This is a genomic window from Bacillus sp. BP-3 (assembly GCF_028401955.1).
Taxonomy (GTDB): Bacteria; Bacillota; Bacilli; order Bacillales; family Bacillaceae_G; genus Bacillus_A.
Genome location: NZ_JAQOTJ010000006.1, coordinates 199,172 through 220,522, shown reverse-complemented (window position 1 = coordinate 220,522; position 21,351 = coordinate 199,172). Strand labels below are relative to the sequence as shown.

Sequence of the window (21,351 nt, the reverse complement as noted above, 5' to 3'; positions counted from 1 at the left end):
TTTTCCATTTATACCAATACAAAGCAAGACACTGATTCAATATATCGGCGCTTCGACATAAGATAAAGCCCCTCCGAACGCACAAAAAAGAGCTGACAAATGTCAGCTCCTCATTCTTATTTAAATACTGGTTCTTTAAACGTTGCTAACTTCTCTAAAGATGATTTATCCACATCAGCATGTAAGCTATTACCATGAGAATCCATTGTTACAACTGCTTTAAATCCTTCTACACGTAAATGCCACATTGCTTCTGGAATACCAAATTGTAAGAAATCAACATCTTTTACGTCTTTAATGCACTCTGCGTAGTACTGTGCTGCACCGCCAATTGCATTTAAATATACGCCGCCATGTTCATTTAATGCCGCCAATGTTTTCGCACCCATACCGCCTTTACCAATAACAGCGCGAATACCAAATTTCTTCATAATATCGCCTTGGTATGGCTCTTCACGAATACTTGTTGTTGGTCCTGCTGCTTTAATTTTCCAATTGTCATTTTCATCTTTTACAACAACTGGTCCGCAGTGATAAATAACTTGTCCATTCAAATCAACTGGGCAGTCGTTATCCATTAAATGTTTATGAATTGCATCGCGGCCTGTATACATCATACCGTTAATCGTTACAACGTCACCAACGCGAAGTTCGCGAATTTGTTCCTCCGTAATTGGCGCCTGTAAGACGATTTCACGTTGCGTATTTGCTTCTTCGTTTGTTTCCTCGTGTTTTAGCGTATCTTCACCTTCTTGGTATAACCAGTCAATAATTTCACCTGATTCTGGGTGAATCGTTACACCTAGGCGGCGATATGCCCAGCAGTTATATGCAACAGAAACATAGAAGCTAGCTGGAAGACGGTTGTATACACCAATTTTGCAGCCAAGTAATGATGTTTCGCCGCCAAATCCCATCGTTCCAATCCCAAGCTTATTCGCATTTTCCATAATATAATCTTCAAGCTGCTTTAATTCTGGAATTGGATTTTCATCATCTAATGTACGGAACAATTGGTTTTTCGCAAGCTCATAACCTGACGTACGATCTCCTCCGATACCAACGCCAATTACGCCAGCACTACATCCTTGACCTTGTGCTTGATATACCGCATGAAGAAGGCATTTACGAATTCCTTCTAAATCACGACCAGCTCGTCCTAGTCCTTCAAGTTCACAAGGTAAGCTGTATTGAATATTTTTATTTTCACAGCCACCGCCTTTTAAAATAAGGCGTGCATCAATATAATCTTTTTCCCATTGCTCAAACTTAATGACAGGTGTTCCTGGCCCTAAGTTATTTCCGCTATTATCACCAAACAGAGAATCTACAGAGTTCGGACGAAGCTTCCCGTCTTTCGTTGCTTGTTCAATCGCTTTGTAAATTGCTTCTTTAATGTGTAATTGGTTTACCCCAACTGGTGTGTACACTTTAAAAGTTGGCATCCCTGTATCTTGGCAAATTGGCGAAATATTATCATCTGCCATTTTAATATTATTGGTAATTGTGCCAAGCGCCATCGCGGAACGAGTTCCTGCACTTTCTCGTTCTTTCGCTTGTTGAATCACACGTCGAACATCTTTCGGTAAATTTGTTGACGTTTCAACAATTAGTTTATACATGCTTTCTTGAAGCTTTTTCATGATTACTTCCCCCTCAATTGTGAACGCTACCAAAACGCATTTCAAAATTTCACAATTTGATTATACCTCTTTTTTTACATTGCTTCTAACAAAAAAGAATCAGCAGTTCGCTGATCCTTTACTCACTCTTTTTAAATTGCTCACACTTAAACTCAATATCATCTAACATTTCAAGAAGACGATCCACATCTTCTAGTTCCACGTCTTCTGGTTCAATTGTATCAATAACTTCTATAAACATATTTAAACGTTCTTTCAAATATACTAATTGTGAATCTTTATCATAAGTAGCATTTCCCATAGGTGCTCTCTCCTTTTTGTGCGAGTTATCTTGATTATTTCTTAAAAAACATAAGTATTCTTATATATTTACAAAAAATAATATATTTATATAACCCTATTGCTTCGACTCATACTAAGCATACTCATTCGTTTGCTTGTTGAATCTTTATTTTATTATACAGTAAAAATGATTACCACGGACATGAATTTTTGCATTAATTTGAGTAAAATAATATGTCCCGCTATTCCTCCACCTCAAAATTCAAGGGAAATTGCAGAAAGTTCAACTAGATGAATCCATTTTAATTTTTCAATATATAAATTGCTGCTATGCAGAAAAAAGATCCTTCTCTCGCTTTCTCCCTTTGTTTGAACTTCGCATGTGGCAGAAAAGGGCCCTGACCGCTTCTATGTGTGGCCTGCTCTCGCCCATCAAAAAGAATGGTTTTTGATTTATAAAATCATCAGTGGGGATGAAAAAAACGCCCCACTGCTGGAAGTTTCACTTTATCCCGCATTAACGGTCAGTAAATCCCCTTCCTAGGATGAAGAGAGAAGCAAAGAAGATAGGCGGGGATAACTGTCCGTAAAAGCCCGATTGGTTCAACTAACCAGCAGTGGGAAGGAAAAAAACTTCCCACTGCTGGAAGTTTCACTTTATTAAAAAGCAATCTTCTTCTATCATAGAGGATGGACAAATTGTTATTTCAATAGTCAAAGGAGTATTTCATAAATGAATACATCACAAAAAATGAAGCCGATTACTCCTTCTTATGATCCATGGGAAGCTTATATGGACCTTGAAGAGTATGGCAAATTATTATTAACAAACGTTGAGTTTACAACGACAACATTATGCAATATGCGCTGCGAACATTGTGCTGTTGGTTATACGTTACAGCCAAAAGATCCAAATCCACTTCCGCTTGATTTATTATTACAACGATTAGATGAAGTTCCGCATCTACGTTCTTTAAGTATTACAGGCGGCGAGCCGATGCTTTCCAAAAAGTCTGTTGATAATTATGTAACACCGCTCTTAAAGTATGCTCACGAACGAGGCGTTCGCACCCAGATTAACTCTAACCTAACTATAGATTTAGCCCGTTATGAACAAATTATTCCTTATCTCGATGTTTTACATATTTCTCATAACTGGGGAACGATTGATGATTTCGCTCAGGGCGGATTTGCGATGATGGAGCGCAAACCGTCATATGAACAACGTGCCAAATTATTTGAACGGATGATTTCAAATAGTAAAGCATTATCAGAAGCAGGTGTTCTTGTTTCTGCTGAAACAATGCTAAATAAACGTACACTTCCGCATATTGAACACATTCACCGTCAAATTGTTGAAGAGATGGGCTGTAAACGTCATGAGGTGCATCCAATGTACCCAAGTGATTTTGCTAGCAATCTTGAAATTTTAACGAAAGATGAAATTCGCAGTGCCATTTCAAACCTTCTCGATATTCGTGATGAAAATGTCTGGATGCTATTTGGAACATTGCCATTCTATGCATGTAGCGATGACGAACGTGATTTAGAAGTATTCAAAAAGCTGCATACAAGTAAAAATGTAACAGTACGTAATGACCCTGACGGTCGTTCACGCTTAAATGTAAATATTTTTGACGGCAGTATTATCGTTACAGATTTCGGTGACGTGCCAATGCTTGGAAATGTCCAAACGAATACACTGCAAGAAGCTTATGACAAGTGGAGCGCCTCAAAAACAGCAAAAGAATTAAGCTGCCATTGTCCAGCTGTAAAATGCCTTGGACCAAATATTCTTGTCAAAAATAGTTACTATCCAACAGAAAATTTCTTAACAAAACAATCAAACATCACATTATAAGAAAAAAACGTCAGCGTACTATCATGCTGACGTTTTTTCTTAACCTTTACTTTGGATCAGGAGACGAAATAAACTTAAAAGAAATATGATCTTGAATTGGTATGGACGCTCCAATTCCTTGTGATGTAATATTTTTAATCATCAATTTTCGCTGATTTCCTTTTAAGACAAGATATACTTCACCAAATGTTACTTTTCCTTTTTCGTTAACGGCTGGCGTATACGCATATAAGTATCCAAGTTGTTTCGGACTAATATTATATACTCGTTCATGCTGGGTTCCATAACCAATAATCGTTTTAAACGAAAGAGGTAAACGTACTTTTTCCATCGCTTTTAGCAGCATCATCTTCTTCACATCTTCTGGATCCTTAATGTAAGAAGTAAGCCCACCTTCTACTAGTTTTTGTGCTTCTTGTCTATAGCGAAGCGGATAAAATCCCTGTCCACCGCGATTATCATGAATATTCCGATTGACTTGCCTGTATTCCCAGTTCATTGTTGTTTCAATCGATTCATAATTTAAAGGCCATTGTCCTAAATAAATTTTCGCGCGGTACCCAACTGCAAGTGGTGCATTAGAAATAGATGTTTCATTAAACATTCGAATTAAATCCGGATTTTCAATCTTTATTGGCGATGTCTCAAGCAACGTTTTGGCTAGTTCACTCGGTTGCAAGCGCGGCAAATCCTGTGTTGGATTTGGATACGTATTTTCTTTTGAAATGTTTAAAACAGATGGTGGAACTTTCACATTCAATTCTATCTTCGCAAAACTACTACAAGGAAATAAAAAGATAAACGAGAACATAATGGTGATATAAATATTGCACACTCGTTTCATCCGTAAAGCTCCTTCCTAATGGGACTATACGGTTATATTCTTTTCCCTGCTCTCTATTGTTATCCAAACTTTTTATAATAAATAAAAACCGATTCCCATAATGAAATACGCTGCAAGTAATGTTAGACCTTCAAACCAGTTCGTATCGCCATCATTTGATATAGCAATTGTCAAAAATACAGCCGTGATCATTGCTACCAATTCTGGAATCGTGAATACAAGAGGCATATTTACCGCAAAGAACATAGAAATAATAACAAGTACAGGCGCAACAAACATGGCAATTTGTAATGTGGAACCAACTGCAATTTCAACAGCAACATTAACTTTATTTTTATAAGCCATAACTATAGCCGATGCATGCTCTGCTGCATTTCCGACAATCGCCACAATGATAATCCCGATAAATAATTCACTCCAGCCAAACGTTTTCGCAACAGTTTCAATTGTATGTACAAGTGCCTCTGATACATAAGCAACTGCTACCGTTGCAATTGCCAAAATAAGCAACGCTTTTCCTTTTGACCATTCTGGCTCTTCATCATGCTCTACTACTTCTTCTTTATGCTGGTATACACCGCGATGCGTGACAAGTTTAAAAAACAATGCCGCTAAATATAAAACAATCATAATGATAGAAATGCCGACGCTAAGTTGGAACGTTTTTTCTACGTTCATGTTCATTGAAAATATCTCTGGAATGACAAAAGCAACGACAACCGCAAAAATTAATAAAGATGAATTATGCCTCGCGTCATATACATTAAAGCTTTGACGTTTATACTTTAGACCACCTACAAAAAAAGAGAGTCCACCCACTAATAATAAGTTCCCAAGAACAGAACCTGTTAACGAAGCAAGTACTACTTCTGTTAACCCAGCTCGCAATGCAAAAATAGAAATAATAAGCTCAACTGCATTACCAAATGTTGCGTTTAACAAGCCTCCTATACGAGGTCCTGACACAACTGCCAAACTTTCCGTTGCTCTCCCCATAAAACCGGCCAGTGCAATAATTGTAACGCAATATACGGAAAACATGATTGTTTGGGGCCAATGCATTACGTTACCAAGGACAGAAAGCGGTACACCAATGACTGCAAGAAGCAAAAAAATCTTATTAAACATCCTTTTCATCCTTCCATTCCTTTATCAATCACTCTTTATATTACCATTATTATTCTTTTAATTTACCCAATTTTTATCATAATTACGTTTAAAAAAGAGCATTGAAGAAAAAAGTAAGAGCGAACAAAAAATATGAATGTTAAGTATGAGATACTCGAAAGGAGCATAAACAAATGCATCTAAAAGAAAAAATAGCAAATATTATCCAAAACCAACAAATTGGTGTCCTCGCAACCATTCGTGACAACAAACCGTATAGCTGCTTTATGATGTTTTTTCACGAAGATTTTGTATTGTATGCTGCAACAGATCGGCAATCAAAAAAAATAACGGATATCGAACAAAATGCAACTGTTCATATTTTACTTGGTCGCGAGGGAAAAAAATGGGACGAAGAATATCTTGAAATAGAAGGCATTGCTTCTATTGAAGAAGACAGTACGTTAAAAAATAAATTTTGGACAAATAGTTTAAAACGGTGGTTACTTGGTCCTGAAGATCCAAATTACGTGTTAATCAAAATCAATCCTGAAACAATTTATTACATTGATAGTGCTGGTACAACACAACCAGAATTTATACGTCTATAAAGTGAAACTTCCACAGCCTTTACTGCCCACAAATAGCGGGATAACGAACAAAACAAGACTTCGTTAAATTTTAAATATAGTTTGAAGGCTATGGCCAATAACAAGAAATGGAAAAAGCCTTGAGAAAGGAAATTCTCACAGGCTTTTTCTACTTTTTCAGTAACAAATACATAAAATAAGGAGCACCAATAAAAGCAACCATAATACCTGCAGGAATTCCACTTGGTTCTACAATATGCCGACCAATTGTATCTGCAAGTAATAAGAGCCATCCACCGATTAGAATGGCTACAGGGACAAATATTTGATGTCTTGGCCCAACTAAAGATTTTGCAATATGCGGAGCCATGAGCCCGATAAAGGCGATTCCCCCTGTAACTGAAACTGCAGTGGCAGCCAATGCAACGGCTGCTAGTAGTAGAGAGCGACGTTCTTTTTCAATTTCGATCCCGACGCCAATCGCTACGGATTCGTTTAAGGCAAGAATGTTTAGACGGTTTGCCTTATATAACGTGAACGGGATCAGCATAGCTAACCATGGAAGGATAGCCAATACAAAGACCCAATCATCTCCCCAAATATTTCCGGCAATCCATTTTGCGATAAAATCTACTTTGGCACGTTCAGCAGAGGAGATAATTACAATCATTGTCCCTGAGAGTGCGAATGAGAATCCAATCCCCGTTAATGTTAAATTTATCGGCTGAAGTCCCGTAGCTTTTTTATATGAAAAGACATAAATCAGACAAGCTGTAATAAAAGCCCCCATAAATCCAACAACTGGTAGTAAGTATACAAATGAACCTGCATCGATTGGAAAATACAAAAAGAAAATTGCAATCGCTACACCCGCTCCTGAATTAATACCGATAATTCCAGGTTCAGCTAAATCGTTTCGAGTAATTCCTTGTAATATAGCCCCTGATAAGGCAAGTGCCATGCCGGCTAATAGTGTAATTGTAATTCTAGGCAACCTAAGAGAGAATAAAACAAATTCTTCTTTAAATGTTCCTTGTCCAAATAATGTCGGAAGCAGCCTATCGTAGGAGAGTGAAGCAGCTCCTAATCCCATACCGACTATGATTGTTGTGATAATAAGTATAAGTAAAACCATTATAATGAGTCGTTGTTTTTTTAAAATTGATTGTTGAATCATGAGAATGTTCTTCCTCCTTTCCGTACAATGAATAGGAAGAATGGTAGACCTACAATGGAAACAATGGCAACAAGTGGCGTTTCATATGGAGCATTCATTGTACGTCCGATTGTGTCAGCAAGTAGCATAAAAGAAGCTCCAACTATTGCAGACATCGGGATAACAAAGCGATAGTCTGGCCCGACGATTGATCGTACCATATGGGGCACCATTAAACCGACGAATGCCATGTTTCCAACAAGTGCAACAGAGGCACCTGCAAGCAAAATGATAACAATAAAAAGAACAGTTTTAATGACGATGATTTTTTGACCAAGTCCAATTGCAACTTCTTCGCTTAGACTTAGAATCGTCAATTTCTTTGAAAATAAAATGGCAATGAATATACTTACTGAAATAACGGGAATAATGATTTGTAGCTGGCTCCATGTTGTTCCAATTACGCCTCCTGCTGTCCACATAGATACGTCTTGCGAGATCTTGAAATAAATCCCAATACCTTCTGACACCGCAATTAAGAAGGCTGAAACCGCCGATCCAGCAAGGACGATTCGAAAGGGAGAAAGCCCTCCCTTTCGAATCAACCCAATGCCAAAAACCATCATTGCACCGATTGCTGCTCCAATAAAGCAGGCAATCATCATATAAACGTAATTTACAGAGGGTATAAAGACAATGGTAATAGCAAGTGCAGCGTTAGCGCCACCAGTTAGACCAAGTAGACCCGGATCAGCAAGTGGATTGCGAGTTAATCCTTGCATAATTGCACCAGAAACTGCGAGACCGGCCCCAACAAAAATAGCTGCAACTTCACGTGGTAAGCGTAGTTCCCTGATCACGGAAAGCTTTTCTCCTTTGGCTGAAGAAGTAAGTGCTAACCATACATCCTTTACAGTTGTATCTGCCGCACCAAACAACATCGCGATTATAAAAATAAGGAAAAACGCAATGATTCCTAAAATAAATTTGTACGTAAAGGCGGCAGAACGTAGATTGTTTTTTGTCATTCGTTTCACATCTTTTCTTTTCATAGAATAAAGGAAGAGGAATTCTTATTTTAAGAATTCCTCATTGTTGTATTATTGACCAAGAAAGCTTTTCTTGAAGAAGTCTAGTTGGAAATCTAATGTAAGTGGATCATTAAAGTAGAATTCCATCATGTTTACTTCGAATGCTCTATTATTTTTCACAGCTGGAATGTTTTTGTATGATTCTGTTTCTTGGAATGAGTTATCGGTATCTTTATTTTTACTTACAATTAAGTAATCCCCAGCATACTCAGGTAGAACCTCAGTAGATAATGCATAATAACCTGGTTTTAATGCTTTTTCTTTTACTTTTTCAGGCATTTTTAATTTCATTTCTTGATAAAGAATTTCTGTTCCACGGCCCCAGTTCTCGCCGTATACATAAATTTGCTTGTTGAAGTTTTCAATAACAGAAACGGTTGCGTCTTCTCCGATTTTTGCTTTAATATCTTTCCCTGCTGCTTGTGCACGTTTCTTGAAATCGTCCACCCAAGCTTTTGCTTCTTTTTCTTTATTTAGTAATTTACCTATTTCTAAATGTTGAGTTAAGTAATCTACTTTTCCGTATGTGAATGTAACAGTTGGAGCAATTTTCTTTAACTTATCAACGTTTTTGATATTAGATAAACCAATAATTAAGTCTGGGTTTAATTCAATAATTTTTTCGATATTTTCATCTGATACTTCAGCAACATCTTTTAATTTCTCTTGAAAACGTGGATTTTGTTTGGACCATGAATCTACCCCAACAAGATTTACTCCTAAAGACATTACGTTACCTGCAAATGATGATAATACAACGACGCGCTTTGGATTTGCAGGGACTGCAACTTTACCATTTTCGGATTGGTATGTAATTGTTTCTGATTTACTTCCCTTTGCACTTGAATCGTCTTTCTTATCTGTTGATCCGTTGCTACAAGCACTCATAACAAGTACAAATAGAACTGTAAGTAAAATGAATAATTTTTTCATTCGTCTTCTCCTTTTATAAAATGAATGTAATATATAGCTTTCTAACAGGATGATATCTCATAATTCGTTCTACATTGTGCTTACAAATCTTGATATCGAGATTTATTGCAATAAAAGTACTTGAATGATTTATAAGTCAATGAAACGTTATATTCCCTCCAACTTTGTTAATAAGCATAAATTGAAAATGATTATCAATGTCAACCACTTAATAATATAATTTTATCTTTTTAGATTGTCAATAGTAATTTAGATTGTAAATCTAATTGAAACAGGTTATATTTTATTGAGAATGATAATCAATATGAATTAAAAACTGAGGAGTGAACGCGAATGAATCAAGAGGAATTATTTGATGTAACTGTGATCGGCGGTGGACCTGCAGGGCTTTATTCAGCGTTTTATAGTGGATTAAGAGAAATGAAAACGAAGATTATTGAATTTCAACCACAATTAGGTGGAAAGATACATGTTTATCCAGAAAAAATGATTTGGGATATTGGAGGATTGCCACCAGTTATAGGGGCTAAGTTAATTGATCAACTTGTAGAGCAAGGATTAACATTCCATCCAGAAGTCGTATTAAATGAAAAAGTAGAATCGATAACTCGTAATGAAGAGGGAATCTTTGTGTTAAAGACATCCTCTGGAGAAAGGCATTTTTCAAAGACTGTTATTGTAGCAACAGGAAGTGGAATATTAAAGCCACAAAAATTAGCAATTTCAGGTGCTGAAAGATTTGAAGTATCGAATTTAAATTATACTGTAAAATCCTTAAAACATTTTCAGGATAAAACGGTCATTGTGTCAGGCGGAGGCAATTCTGCAATCGATTGGGCTAATGAATTGGAGCCGATTGCAAAAAAAGTGTATTTAACATATCGAAAAGATACTTTGTCTGGTCATGAAGCACAAATAACACAACTTATGAATAGCTCTGCAATATGCTTCTTGCATACAACGATTACCAAGTTAATTGCAGGTGATAATCATGAAGCCATTGAGCGTGTGGAATTAACAAATCATGAAACAGGAGAAGTTTCATATTTATCAATTGATGAAGTCATTATTAATCATGGATATGAACGTGATATGACATTATTAGAAAATAGTGAACTAAATATTGAAATAATAGATGATCACTTTATTGCAGGTAATGCAAATAGTGAATCTTCCATAGAAGGATTATACGCTGCGGGAGATATTTTAAAACACGAGGGTAAATTGCATTTAATCGCTGGTGCTTTTCAAGATGCTGGAAACGCCGTGAATAAAGCAAAACAATTTATTCAGCCGGATGCAAGTGAATATGGCATGGTTTCTTCCCATAATGATGTTTTTAAACAACGTAACCGGGAACTTATTAATCAAATGATGAGATAAAAAGCATTCGTGAAATAACGGATGCTTTTTATCTTTTCTTTACGCACAAAAATAGTTGGAACTGAGATTATGGTATGAGTTTGTTAAGTGTACTTGACTGCAAATAACGATGTTTAGGAAAGAAGAAATGTTATCAATGTTTCTACAAGTGGAGTTATGTTATATTGTAAAATGCGTTCCTGAAGAAAGAAAAACTCAGCTTAACAAGCATACCGAAGTAAATGATGAGTTTTTATTAAGTAAGCAAACTATAAAAAAATTGGTATTTCTCGTATTACACCGTATCGTAAGAAGCGACACATTCTTACCCTACTTCTCTAATACATATATATTTAATATTTTGCGACGTCTCGTTTTGTCGAAAAGTTCTTTTCCAAAAAAAATTGAAAAAGCTGGAACTTTCTAAAGATTCTGTTATATAATAGTATTAACTTAAATAAACTGTATTAAAACAGATTGGGAGGAGAAATAAACATGATAAGAAGAGAAGAACGGAAAAATATGATTGAATTTATTGAAAAGAAAAAAGGCATTGAACGTGAAGAACTGATGTATATGACCGATGACGAAGTAGAACATATTTACAATGTGACATACTTCTTATATGAGGAAATTGCAGAATAACATAAAAAGACCGCTATATACATTAGCGGTTTTTTTTAGCTTTTTGCATTTTTACATATGTATAAACAATCAAAACAATGATGATTGAAACAACACAAATCCAAAATCCATATCGATGTAAATTGTACTCTACATCTCGCCACTTTTCTCCTAATTTCCACCCAAGCCCAATAAAAACGCTCACCCAAATGAGCGCACCGCCATACGCATATAAAAAAAACTTCCCCCATTTTAAGTCAGACATTCCTGCAAAATAAGCAGTTAAATGTCTAACACCAGGTATAAAATAGCCAAACACCAATAAAAAAGGACCATACTTCTCAAATAAAATATGTGTCTTCTCAATTTGTGCTTCTTTAATCCCCACTTTAGAACCATACTTTTTCAATACAGGGAGTCCTAATTTCAAGCCGAGCATATAACTTAATGTAATCCCAATTATAGCCCCAGCCATGCCGCTCGTAAAAGCTTCTGTTCCTGACATATATCCCCTTGAAATATTATATCCGACAAATGTAAGTAGAAATTCATCTGGTATTGGTAATCCGACGATTCCTCCAGCAAGCGCAATAATAATTCCATAATAACCGTAGTGTGCGATTAATTCACCAATATGTTCTTCCATTCGCACGACACATCCTATACGTTATCGTTATTCCACATTGTACCCTCTCTATCAATAAAGCAAACATGGTATACATATTCACTATACATTGTTTTTATGACGAACTCTACATTCAATGTTACAACTTCATGTAGAATATTATAGTCGTATTATGTTATTAGGAAGAGCTAATGTTGTTTCAGAACTGAAAGGAAATTGAAAAAAAACTGAAACTTTATGCATGAAAATTCAATCCTACTCTAAAAATGAAAGGAAATTGAAATTTTTTAAAAGAAAATCTTTGCTAGAATAAAAAACATCAATGCAAGAAAGTGTTGACATATGAAGGAATATTCATTTTTTAATATATAGTGGAGGAAAAACATGACACTAGAAAAACAGTTAATAAAAAAAATATATTATGAAACATTTCTAATGGAAAATGAAACACATCCGCCTCTTCAAGTACTTGGAGAAGCATATTTAGCTGAGCAAAAAAATGAATTTTCGGATGGATCTTATATTCGTTTTGCACAAGGTGAGTTTTATTATCACCATCAAGATTTTGAATCAGCTATTTTTAAATGGGAGAAAGTCAATAATGAATTAGAACCATGGGCACAAAAGAATATTGCAGATGCTTACTTCGAACTTAACCAATTATCAGCTGCCGAAACTGTGTATACGTCCATTACTACTGATAATAAAATACTTATGACCGAAATTTCATTGCAATTACTCTCTCTTTACATAGAACAAAACAAACTTGACTTAGCTTTCGCCGTTATTAAAGAAGCTGTTTCTGCAAATCCCGATTATCCAAACGTTACAACCATTGCTCGTTCCTTTTATGAAGAACAGCAAGATTGGGACAGTGCGGTGGAACTTGCTGTAAATGAAATAATTCGAACAGAGTCCTTCCAATGGTTTGAGATTCTAAAAGAATATATTGATCAAGGATTTACGAAAACCATTTCACCAGATTATTTTTATAAAGTACTCATTACATTACATCATGTAGACTTAGTCCAATTTACACAAATTGTTTCATCACTTTGGCACAGCTATAAGAACGAACAAACTTATTTGCTTTGGCTTAAAACAATAAATGACTTTTTCTCACATATCGAAGTACATTCAGCCGATGGATGGGACGACATTTCTTCTCTTTACGAAGAAACGTATTTTGAATTAATTCAAGGCCAGTATATGCTGAGACAATTACATGATATTATTCCGAATATTTTAACGAATTGGTTAAAAATGGTCATTCCTTCTCATGCTGTGTTTCCATCTGCAGCAGTGTTGGCATGGGATGAGGTTTTCCCCGCTAAAATAGATGCGGCAGACGTGAACCATGCAGAAAAATTGTTATTACATTCTACCAATTATATGGATGGCTTAGACTATAGTTTACATCTTTTTGATTCTATTACACAGTGGGCACAAAACAATGATTTAGAAATGGGACATCGCTTTAGATGGTTGGTCTATGAGCTTGCAGATTTAAGAACAAATCGTCTTTTAGTAACAGGAACTTCTGGAAGCGGAAAGTCTTCATTTATTAACTCTGTACTAGGAGAAAATATATTAGAAAACGCAAGCTCAAATGCAGTTATCTTTAAAGATGACGCTCATACGGAAATTAATGCCATAACAGATGCGACAATTTCAACGACTAATAATTTCTCTGATTTCCATAACATGATGTCTATGCACCGACAAACATATAAAGAAAAAACATGTATTGAATTTAAATTACCTTGCAATTTTTTAAGTAAAAACAAACTAGCATTCGTTGTTACACCTAGCTTTAATAGAAACAGCGAGTTAAAAAATGAAACATTCGGCTATTTAGACTCAGTAGACAGTTTGTTATTCGTGTTGAATGCAGATTCACCTTTCACTGACAAAGAACGCGACATTTTATTAAACATTCAAGAACATGCACCAGATTTACAAATTCATTTCTTGTTAAATAAAATTGATAACATTTACAGCGAAGCAGAAATAAAACGAGTGATGCACGATACACAAACAAGAATAAACGCATATTTTCCACATGCGAGAGTTTTACCTTATTCATCGTTATATACAAACAGTCAACAGCTAAAAGAGTTCGCTGATTTTATTCATTTTAACTTTGAGTATAAAAATCTTGAGCAAGAACGTACGAAAAAAATACTATTTTTCATTCGAAAAGCAATTCAATATCTGTTAGATAAACGAGTTGAGATGGAAAATAACTTAGTAGATTCTATTAATTGGAACGAAGACATTTTAATGAGATTAAATGGCTTTATTAATAATGTTACTGCCTTTGAAAAGGAAAAAATCCATTTTATTACAGATTCATACCGTACAATGAAACATACAATTACGAATGACCTTACAGAGCATATTCCGAAACTGCTGCACAGCTGCTCTGATCTAATTAGTGAGGACAGCGATTTTAGACACATGGATACTGAATTAAATGCAGCAATGAATGAGAGAATTCGAAACTATTTAGAGCAAACCGTATTACCTAACTTCGCTTCATCCATGCAGAATTGGATTGAAACTTCTAATAGTGAGTTCCTTCAAAGTCAATCATATTTAGAAGAAATAAGTGAAGGGCTTAACTCTTTATGCGGTGAAAATCGAATCCAGTTAGAATGCGACTTTAAAATACTTGATGATTGGCGACGCGATACGGATCGAATGACGAATCGAATACAGATGGAAGAAGTAAATATTTTCCGCCGCTTTACGCCCACGCAATTTTTACTAAAAAGTGCAGGGAAATTATTCGGAGCTCTTCCTAAAAATAAAACAATGCTCTATACCAAATACAAGCAGTATTTAGAAAATGAAGATTTTACCGATGTAACTACTTCTATTATAAACAAGTTTTTCTTACAGTTTGAGCTATTTGAAAATGCACTAGAAAGGGATATTACTATGTTCTTTAGAGATCCGTTTAGTTCATTGAAACAAGCTGTCGAACAGACTCATTTAGAAATACAAGAATATCAAAATACATTGCATAAAATGAAATCAAATCCTGAAGTTTATCGTGATCCTATCACACTATTTGAACTTAGATTGCGTCAGTATGAAGTAGTCTTAAGTATAGATGAACGGAACATTGATACAGATTCAATGTTAGAAACAAACATAGAGGAAACACAAACTTTTTAATTGTAATAAACCAACAAAGCAGCCATTATCGGCTGCTTTGTTATTATGCGATTAATCCTTCTGTATATCCCATATCACATCATTGACCTTTGCTTCAATACGGATTTGCTGGATAAATCGCGTACGTTCGTTTTCATTACGAACCAGCTTCTGTACGTACCGCCGCTTACTCAATAAGCGTAGATAACGTTTATCTGTATGAATCACACTGCGGCATTTTCCATTTTCATATATAATCTTGAACCAATCATGTCCCTTTAACTTTTCCACATGACGCGCAAATCTTTTTTGTTTTCGCTGTTCTCGTCCTTCGAAACTTTCTAGCACTAACTCTACAAGTTCTTCTGCCAGAGCTTCAAATACAACTCTTCCAACCCCGATTGTTCCTCGAACGATTGCTTTAGCAGCATCTGCCGCTACTTCCCAAAGTGCAACTGCTCCCCGTGCGATTCCAGCTAAAATATGGCCGACAATCTCTTCCATAGCCTTCCTCCTTCTAATCTATCGTTTGCACCCGCTTAAAAGGATAGTAAATTGCAACTAAACTTCCTAATACATCATCTTTATCAATGAACCCTAATCCATTACGACTATCACGACTAACTAATCGATTATCTCCCATGACAAAAATTTTATTTTTTGGAATTTTCATCGGACCAAAATCCTCTGTTAAATTCACCATAAGTTGCTTTGCATGTTTCTTATTTTTTTCTAAATAAGGTTCTTTTTGCAATTGACTGTTGATGTACAGCTGATCGTTTTTCATTTCAATCGTATCTCCAGGTAAACCGATAATACGCTTCACATAATAATTATCCGTGTTAACTACAATGACATCACCATGATCATAACTATCCATTTGCTTTGTTATCTTATTTACAATGACCTTATCCCCTTCGTAAAGGGTAGGCTGCATAGAAGCTCCTTGCACGGTTGTTGGAAAAAAGACAAATACTTTCATGAAAAAAGCAAGCACACATGCAATCGCAACTACTTCAATGAATTCCCGCAAACGACTTTTCTTCTTCATACGCCTCTCCCTTACCCCTCTATTATCTATATTATAAAATACATCTACCAATAAATTCTATATTATCAGTAAATTACCTGGACAATTCCCCCAATAAAATCTAACATTTTCTATACAAATTCATATTGTTTAACAACAAAAGAAGAACCGCTTAAGGGCAGTTCTTCTTTCACATTTTATATATTAACTTTTTACGTTTCATCCACTCTCGACCTTAATGTAAGGGGATCACTGCCCATTAACGCGGGATAAATGTTATAGCATACACAACCGTAACTTTCACCGAATATTACAATTATATTATACGCTGTATCCTTATATATAAATATTTTATATAATACTTCTGGTCTTTTTATTTGGTACATAGAGTATGAGGAGGAATCGTTTTCATTATGAAAGTTATGCTTAAAAATGAAAAAACTGGGCAGATCAAACAAACGAAACTAGGATTTAGTTGGACTGTATTTTTCTTCGGCTTCTTCCCAGCATTGTTTCGTGGAGACTGGAAATGGTGTTTGGTTATCTTGGTTGCAAGTATGTTTACATTTGGTTTTTCTAATTTAGTTTTCTGTTTTATTTATAATAAGCTATATATTAATGATCTTTTAGCTCAAGGGTATAAATCTGCTGATGAGTATAGCTTAGCTGCTTTACAACGAAAAAATATTGTAGCCTAACGCAAAAAACAAGCTGGTTAAATACCAGCTTGTTTTTTATATACCAACATAAATGATACACATTTGCGCTCCCACATATGTTGCCCAAACTAAAAGAGGATCATATTTTATATTCCGTCCACCGATATCAGTAATTCCAATAATAAAGTCAGAAATGACAAATAGAAAACCACCTAACGCCGGAATCCACCACATTCCTTGATTGAAATAAGCGAGCGCAAACGAAAAACACGCCATTCCGCCAACCCAAAGTCCATATACAAGCGCTCCGATTGTAAATAATCGATCTTGCTTATGATTTCGAATAAAAAAGAACCAACCAATAATTAAAAACAAGCCGTATCCCGCTAAACCAATATATAAGCCATTCCACGAAATACCCGTTTCTAAAAAGGCAGTAACATACAAGCAATGTGCAATCGCAAATGTCACCATCCCACCAATGAGACGATGCCCAAATGGAATTAAACCTGCCATAAATAAATCACCAATTGTTGATAAAATCATCCCAATTGCAACCCACTGACGATAAGGTATTACCGGGTCCTGTACCCACATCCATATCGCCGCTCCAGTTAATGAGAAAGTGAGGAGTAAACGAATAAATAAAGGTAATGGTTCATTTTTCTTTGTTTGTTCTGATTGTCTTATTGCATAAATGGTCCCGAACAAAAATAAAACTACTTGTCCAATTAACAGTACGTACATTTCATTCATATTTTTCTCCTTGATGAATTAGTATCTATGTTATTCGATATAAAATCATCATTTTCCTTTCTTTTTCTATAATTACCCTCGAAAAATCGTTCCAAATTTCACTGAGATATTCATGAAAGTTTCACTTTCCATATGAAAAAGAGGCTCTCCATGAACCTCTTCACACTACGCTACTTTTTGCATTTGGTTTGTTTCTTTCACTACGTGTACGATTCACGATAATAATTCCAGTTGCTACACACGCCAATCCAAACAATACAAAAGAATGAATTGCTTCGCCTAAAATCAAGCTCGATAAAATCACACCAAATACTGGAATGAAAAACATATACATCGATACTTTTCCAACTTTATTGTATTTCATCACAGTATTCCAAATACAAAATCCCGCTGCTGATAAAAATGATAAGTATAGGAGCATAAGCAACGTTTGCATATCAAATGTAAACGGCATAAATCCAACTTGTAAAACCCCGATGAACAATAAGCCTAGAGAACCAATAATCATCTGATATGCGGTCATATAACCTACATCCATCGTTTTGCTTCCTTCTTTCGCCAAAATGTTACCGTATGAGTACAACATTGCCGCACTTAGTAATAACAATTCACCAATGCCAAAGTGAAAATTCATATCTCCTTTTGGTATGTTAACAAGAATAACACCGCAAAAACCGATAGATACGCCAATGATTTTTCTCATATTTAAAGAATCGTCTTTATATAGAAAATGCGCTAGTACAATTTGAAAAAATGACGATGTTCCCGAAATAACTGCTCCTTCAATCCCAGTACTATAGCTCAAACCGATATAAAAACAAACATATTGTAAAAACGTTTGAAACAGACCAATTTGAACAAGTTGCTTCATTGTTCCTTTTTGAAAAGATAAGTTTCTCCCTAACAATTTAAAGAAGAATAAAAGCATCACTCCTGCTAAGAAAAAGCGGTAACCCGCAAATAAAATTTGCTCGCCTACTTCATGAGGTTGAATGTCTAACTGTATATAACTTAATTTAATAAATGGAAACGCACTGCCCCATAGAAAAGTTGCACTTAATGCTGCAATAAATACACCGAGCGGATGTGTAAAAAATCTTTCTGTCTTCACTAGATGTCTTCCCTTCCGTACTTTTTATGAACAATATTCATATATAACAAAGCGGAGTCAAAAAGACAAGTATTTTCACTTATACCTTGCTTCTGCCATTTCCCTACGTATAGCGAAATAAGTAAAAATCTTTTCGGATAAGGTAACATATGTTACAATCTAGAATAGTAATAATAATAAAGTAAATAACTACACAGAGTGTGTTTTCTAAGAAATGCTGCTATCCGTATGGATGGCAGCTTTCGTCGTTTTATAAGGGTGTCGATCATGATTCTTTTTCTCAAATAGAGAGGAGTGAAACGAGATGAATTCACCAGTAAAAATGTTCGCAATACAAAAGAACATTTCAACTTAGAAGAATGCTGCTATCTAAATGGATGGCAGCTTTCGCCGTTTTATAAGGCTGTCGATCATGATTCTTTTTCTCAATCGAAAGGAGCAAAAACGATGAATGCTGGAATAAAAGCATTATTAAAACAAACAGGAACACCGCCTTAAAAGAAAACAAGAGTTTCCATAATCAATTTTTTCTCAAATAGAAAGGAGCAAAAAAGCTATGAATTCTGAAGTAAAAACATTATCAAAGCAACAAGAAACTCAGGCTTCTTCATCTTGGCTTGCAACATTTCAAAAGCATTATGAACTCATTTTTGCGCTTACATCCGGCGTGTTAATTTTAATCGGTTGGTTATTAACAAAGAATGACATGACAACACCTGCAACTATATTTTACGTATTCGCTTATATCATTGGAGGTTATGCAAAAGCAAAAGAAGGTATTGAAGACACACTCGCAGAAAAAGAGCTGAACGTCGAAATGCTCATGCTTTTTGCAGCAATTGGCTCAGCCATTATCGGCTATTGGACAGAAGGTGCCGTCTTAATTTTTATCTTCGCCTTAAGCGGAGCGATGGAAGCTTATACAATGAGCAAAAGTCAAAAAGAAATTTCAGCACTGCTCGACTTACAACCTGAAGAAGCACTGCGCATCTCGCGCGGAGTGGAAGAACGTATTCCAGTTGAACAGCTGCAAATCGGTGACATCATTTTAATTAAACCAGGTGAACGTGTTCCAGCAGATGGTATGATTCGCACGGGTGAAACGACTATCGATGAAGCGGCGATTTCAGGTGAGCCCATTCCAAATGAAAAGAAACCTGGCGATGACGTATTTGCTGGAACTGTTAACTTACGCGGTGCGATTGAAGTAGAAATTACAAAACATAGCGATCAAACATTGTTCCAAAAAATTATTCGCCTCGTGCAAAATGCCCAAAGTGAAAAGTCTCCGTCACAGCTTTTCATTGAGAAGTTTGAAGGAACGTATGTCAAAGGTGTACTTCTCGTTGTATCACTTATGATGTTCGTTCCTCATTATGCGCTTGGCTGGAGCTGGAATGAAACATTTTACCGTGCGATGATTCTACTCGTTGTTGCTTCACCGTGTGCACTTGTTGCAGCGATTACGCCCGCTACTTTATCAGCGATTTCAAACGGTGCACGCCATGGCATTTTATTTAAAGGCGGTGTTCATTTAGAAAGATTAGCTTCGTTAAAAGCCATTGCCTTTGATAAAACAGGGACATTAACACAAGGAAAGCCAACAGTAACAGATGTATATACGCGTGATGGAATATCAGCAAAAGAATTACTACACATTACAGCATCCATTGAAAGTCATTCTACACATCCTCTAGCGGAAGCAATTGTGAACTATGCAAAGCAGGCATATGAGATTACGTTAACAAAACCAGAAAACGTAGAAGATGTTACAGGGTTTGGTCTAAAAGGAACACTGCAAAATAAAGCGTACAAAATTGGAAAAGCTGCTTTTATTGGAGAAGAAACAAAAACATTTCATAGCGGCATTTCCATGCATTTAGAACAAGGAGGAAAAACAGTCGTATATGTAAGCGATGAAAACGGTGTTCTTGGTCTGATTGCTCTAAAAGATACATTGCGCCAAGAAACAATTGCAGCCATTCGTGAACTGCAAAGCCTTGGCATCGAAGCAATTATGATTACAGGTGATAATGAACAAACAGCAAAAGCAATCGCTGCTGAAAGTAATATTAAAGAGTATTACGCATCTTGCTTACCAGAAACAAAAGTAGAAACAATAAAACAATTGAAAGAGAAATACGGTACAGTGGCAATGGTTGGTGACGGTATTAATGATGCTCCTGCCTTAGCAACAGCAAGTATTGGCGTTGCAATGGGAGAAGGAACTGATGTTGCTTTAGAAACAGCTGACGTTGTCTTAATGAAAAGTGAACTTTCCCGCTTAGCGCAAGCCATTCGCTTATCAAAACGAATGAATCGCATCGTAAAGCAAAATGTTATCTTTTCGTTGACTGTCATCATGCTGCTCATTTGCTCAAACTTCCTGCAATTTTTAGCACTTCCATTAGGTGTCATCGGTCATGAAGGAAGTACGATCCTTGTTATTTTAAATGGATTACGGTTATTAAAGGCAAATAATTAAAAGGGTTCCAATATGGAACCCTTTTTTTAA

General features: G+C 35.8%; 21 protein-coding genes. 9 read left to right on the top strand and 12 right to left on the bottom strand.

The features are described 5' to 3' along the window. Window positions 1-116: 116 nt before the first annotated feature. Both PLX19_RS12470 and PLX19_RS12465 read right to left on the bottom strand, forming a co-directional pair. Window positions 117-1,643, bottom strand: coding sequence for a fumarate hydratase (locus PLX19_RS12470; RefSeq protein WP_272188952.1), 1,527 nt, complete (start codon window positions 1,641-1,643; stop codon window positions 117-119). 118 nt (window positions 1,644-1,761) lie between these two features. Next, window positions 1,762-1,944: an SE1561 family protein gene (locus tag PLX19_RS12465; protein ID WP_020061169.1), complete on the bottom strand. Its 183-nt coding sequence runs from the start codon at window positions 1,942-1,944 to the stop codon at window positions 1,762-1,764. A gap of 363 nt (window positions 1,945-2,307) precedes the next feature. Between PLX19_RS12465 and PLX19_RS12460 the strand changes: the two genes are divergently transcribed. Beyond that, the gene (locus PLX19_RS12460; protein ID WP_272188951.1) at window positions 2,308-2,469 is read left to right on the top strand and encodes a hypothetical protein; all 162 of its coding nucleotides are present in this window, start codon (window positions 2,308-2,310) and stop codon (window positions 2,467-2,469) included. Window positions 2,470-2,658: 189 nt separating this feature from the next. Further along, the gene (yfkAB, locus tag PLX19_RS12455) at window positions 2,659-3,786 is read left to right on the top strand and encodes a radical SAM/CxCxxxxC motif protein YfkAB (protein ID WP_272188950.1); all 1,128 of its coding nucleotides are present in this window, start codon (window positions 2,659-2,661) and stop codon (window positions 3,784-3,786) included. A 46-nt stretch (window positions 3,787-3,832) separates the two neighbouring features. Here the strand turns inward: yfkAB and PLX19_RS12450 are convergent, their stop codons facing one another. Both PLX19_RS12450 and cax read right to left on the bottom strand, forming a co-directional pair. Continuing rightward, the gene (locus PLX19_RS12450; RefSeq protein WP_272188949.1) at window positions 3,833-4,630 is read right to left on the bottom strand and encodes a YfkD famly protein; all 798 of its coding nucleotides are present in this window, start codon (window positions 4,628-4,630) and stop codon (window positions 3,833-3,835) included. A gap of 72 nt (window positions 4,631-4,702) precedes the next feature. Then, window positions 4,703-5,758 (bottom strand): calcium/proton exchanger, encoded by a 1,056-nt coding sequence (gene cax, locus PLX19_RS12445; RefSeq protein ID WP_272188948.1) that lies wholly within the window; start codon window positions 5,756-5,758, stop codon window positions 4,703-4,705. Window positions 5,759-5,931: 173 nt separating this feature from the next. On the opposite strand from cax, the gene PLX19_RS12440 reads away from it, so the two are divergent. Beyond that, a complete protein-coding gene (locus tag PLX19_RS12440; protein ID WP_272188947.1) occupies window positions 5,932-6,348 on the top strand; it encodes a pyridoxamine 5'-phosphate oxidase family protein in 417 nt (138 codons plus the stop codon). Window positions 6,349-6,496: 148 nt separating this feature from the next. On the opposite strand, the gene PLX19_RS12435 is transcribed toward PLX19_RS12440, so the two are convergent. Genes PLX19_RS12435 through PLX19_RS12425 form a run of 3 tightly spaced genes read right to left on the bottom strand, consistent with a single transcriptional unit; the run spans window position 6,497 to window position 9,507 of the window. Continuing rightward, entirely contained in the window at window positions 6,497-7,501 is a 1,005-nt protein-coding gene (locus PLX19_RS12435; RefSeq protein WP_272189015.1) for a FecCD family ABC transporter permease, read from the bottom strand. After that, on the bottom strand, window positions 7,501-8,535 hold the full coding sequence (locus PLX19_RS12430) for a FecCD family ABC transporter permease (protein WP_272188946.1): 1,035 nt from the start codon (window positions 8,533-8,535) through the stop codon (window positions 7,501-7,503). The genes PLX19_RS12435 and PLX19_RS12430 overlap by 1 nt, the downstream gene beginning before the upstream one ends. Window positions 8,536-8,583: 48 nt before the next feature. Beyond that, entirely contained in the window at window positions 8,584-9,507 is a 924-nt protein-coding gene (locus tag PLX19_RS12425; protein ID WP_272188945.1) for an iron-hydroxamate ABC transporter substrate-binding protein, read from the bottom strand. A 333-nt stretch (window positions 9,508-9,840) separates the two neighbouring features. Between PLX19_RS12425 and PLX19_RS12420 the strand changes: the two genes are divergently transcribed. After that, the gene (locus PLX19_RS12420; protein WP_272188944.1) at window positions 9,841-10,890 is read left to right on the top strand and encodes an NAD(P)/FAD-dependent oxidoreductase; all 1,050 of its coding nucleotides are present in this window, start codon (window positions 9,841-9,843) and stop codon (window positions 10,888-10,890) included. Window positions 10,891-11,367: 477 nt separating this feature from the next. Further along, a complete protein-coding gene (locus tag PLX19_RS12415) occupies window positions 11,368-11,514 on the top strand; it encodes a BH0509 family protein (protein WP_141525097.1) in 147 nt (48 codons plus the stop codon). Window positions 11,515-11,536: 22 nt separating this feature from the next. Here PLX19_RS12415 and PLX19_RS12410 read toward each other — a convergent pair whose 3' ends face one another. Further along, on the bottom strand, window positions 11,537-12,139 hold the full coding sequence (locus PLX19_RS12410; RefSeq protein ID WP_272188943.1) for a DedA family protein: 603 nt from the start codon (window positions 12,137-12,139) through the stop codon (window positions 11,537-11,539). 363 nt (window positions 12,140-12,502) lie between these two features. Between PLX19_RS12410 and PLX19_RS12405 the strand changes: the two genes are divergently transcribed. Beyond that, on the top strand, window positions 12,503-15,301 hold the full coding sequence (locus PLX19_RS12405; protein ID WP_272188942.1) for a dynamin family protein: 2,799 nt from the start codon (window positions 12,503-12,505) through the stop codon (window positions 15,299-15,301). Window positions 15,302-15,352: 51 nt separating this feature from the next. Here the strand turns inward: PLX19_RS12405 and PLX19_RS12400 are convergent, their stop codons facing one another. After that, entirely contained in the window at window positions 15,353-15,784 is a 432-nt protein-coding gene (locus PLX19_RS12400; protein WP_272188941.1) for a hypothetical protein, read from the bottom strand. 13 nt (window positions 15,785-15,797) lie between these two features. Continuing rightward, complete coding sequence (lepB, locus tag PLX19_RS12395) at window positions 15,798-16,331, bottom strand: signal peptidase I (protein WP_272188940.1); 534 nt, start codon at window positions 16,329-16,331, stop codon at window positions 15,798-15,800. Window positions 16,332-16,723: 392 nt separating this feature from the next. Here lepB and PLX19_RS12390 point away from each other — a divergent pair, with 392 nt between their 5' ends. Next, the gene (locus PLX19_RS12390; RefSeq protein WP_272188939.1) at window positions 16,724-17,008 is read left to right on the top strand and encodes a hypothetical protein; all 285 of its coding nucleotides are present in this window, start codon (window positions 16,724-16,726) and stop codon (window positions 17,006-17,008) included. 36 nt (window positions 17,009-17,044) lie between these two features. Here the strand turns inward: PLX19_RS12390 and PLX19_RS12385 are convergent, their stop codons facing one another. Together PLX19_RS12385 and PLX19_RS12380 are read right to left on the bottom strand one after the other, a co-directional pair. Beyond that, window positions 17,045-17,725 (bottom strand): lysoplasmalogenase, encoded by a 681-nt coding sequence (locus PLX19_RS12385; RefSeq protein WP_272188938.1) that lies wholly within the window; start codon window positions 17,723-17,725, stop codon window positions 17,045-17,047. Window positions 17,726-17,885: 160 nt separating this feature from the next. Further along, window positions 17,886-18,836, bottom strand: coding sequence for a DMT family transporter (locus tag PLX19_RS12380; RefSeq protein WP_272188937.1), 951 nt, complete (start codon window positions 18,834-18,836; stop codon window positions 17,886-17,888). Between the two features lie 294 nt (window positions 18,837-19,130). On the opposite strand from PLX19_RS12380, the gene PLX19_RS12375 reads away from it, so the two are divergent. Both PLX19_RS12375 and PLX19_RS12370 read left to right on the top strand, forming a co-directional pair. Next, a complete protein-coding gene (locus PLX19_RS12375; RefSeq protein WP_272188936.1) occupies window positions 19,131-19,334 on the top strand; it encodes a hypothetical protein in 204 nt (67 codons plus the stop codon). A gap of 58 nt (window positions 19,335-19,392) precedes the next feature. Beyond that, window positions 19,393-21,321 carry a heavy metal translocating P-type ATPase gene (locus PLX19_RS12370; RefSeq protein WP_272188935.1) on the top strand — a complete coding sequence of 643 codons (1,929 nt, stop codon included), beginning with the start codon at window positions 19,393-19,395 and terminating at the stop codon, window positions 21,319-21,321. Window positions 21,322-21,351: the final 30 nt, after the last annotated feature.

Bases quoted from the DNA above. Each gene is read 5' to 3' on its own strand.
- PLX19_RS12470 (WP_272188952.1), bottom strand. From the start codon at position 1,643: ATGAAAAAGCTTCAAGAAAGCATGTATAAACTAATTGTTGAAACGTCA.
- PLX19_RS12465 (WP_020061169.1), bottom strand. From the start codon at position 1,944: ATGGGAAATGCTACTTATGATAAAGATTCACAATTAGTATATTTGAAA.
- yfkAB (WP_272188950.1), top strand. From the start codon at position 2,659: ATGAATACATCACAAAAAATGAAGCCGATTACTCCTTCTTATGATCCA.
- PLX19_RS12450 (WP_272188949.1), bottom strand. From the start codon at position 4,630: ATGAAACGAGTGTGCAATATTTATATCACCATTATGTTCTCGTTTATC.
- cax (WP_272188948.1), bottom strand. From the start codon at position 5,758: ATGTTTAATAAGATTTTTTTGCTTCTTGCAGTCATTGGTGTACCGCTT.
- PLX19_RS12440 (WP_272188947.1), top strand. From the start codon at position 5,932: ATGCATCTAAAAGAAAAAATAGCAAATATTATCCAAAACCAACAAATT.
- PLX19_RS12430 (WP_272188946.1), bottom strand. From the start codon at position 8,535: ATGAAAAGAAAAGATGTGAAACGAATGACAAAAAACAATCTACGTTCT.
- PLX19_RS12425 (WP_272188945.1), bottom strand. From the start codon at position 9,507: ATGAAAAAATTATTCATTTTACTTACAGTTCTATTTGTACTTGTTATG.
- PLX19_RS12420 (WP_272188944.1), top strand. From the start codon at position 9,841: ATGAATCAAGAGGAATTATTTGATGTAACTGTGATCGGCGGTGGACCT.
- PLX19_RS12410 (WP_272188943.1), bottom strand. From the start codon at position 12,139: ATGGAAGAACATATTGGTGAATTAATCGCACACTACGGTTATTATGGA.
- PLX19_RS12405 (WP_272188942.1), top strand. From the start codon at position 12,503: ATGACACTAGAAAAACAGTTAATAAAAAAAATATATTATGAAACATTT.
- PLX19_RS12400 (WP_272188941.1), bottom strand. From the start codon at position 15,784: ATGGAAGAGATTGTCGGCCATATTTTAGCTGGAATCGCACGGGGAGCA.
- lepB (WP_272188940.1), bottom strand. From the start codon at position 16,331: ATGAAGAAGAAAAGTCGTTTGCGGGAATTCATTGAAGTAGTTGCGATT.
- PLX19_RS12390 (WP_272188939.1), top strand. From the start codon at position 16,724: ATGAAAGTTATGCTTAAAAATGAAAAAACTGGGCAGATCAAACAAACG.
- PLX19_RS12385 (WP_272188938.1), bottom strand. From the start codon at position 17,725: ATGAATGAAATGTACGTACTGTTAATTGGACAAGTAGTTTTATTTTTG.
- PLX19_RS12370 (WP_272188935.1), top strand. From the start codon at position 19,393: ATGAATTCTGAAGTAAAAACATTATCAAAGCAACAAGAAACTCAGGCT.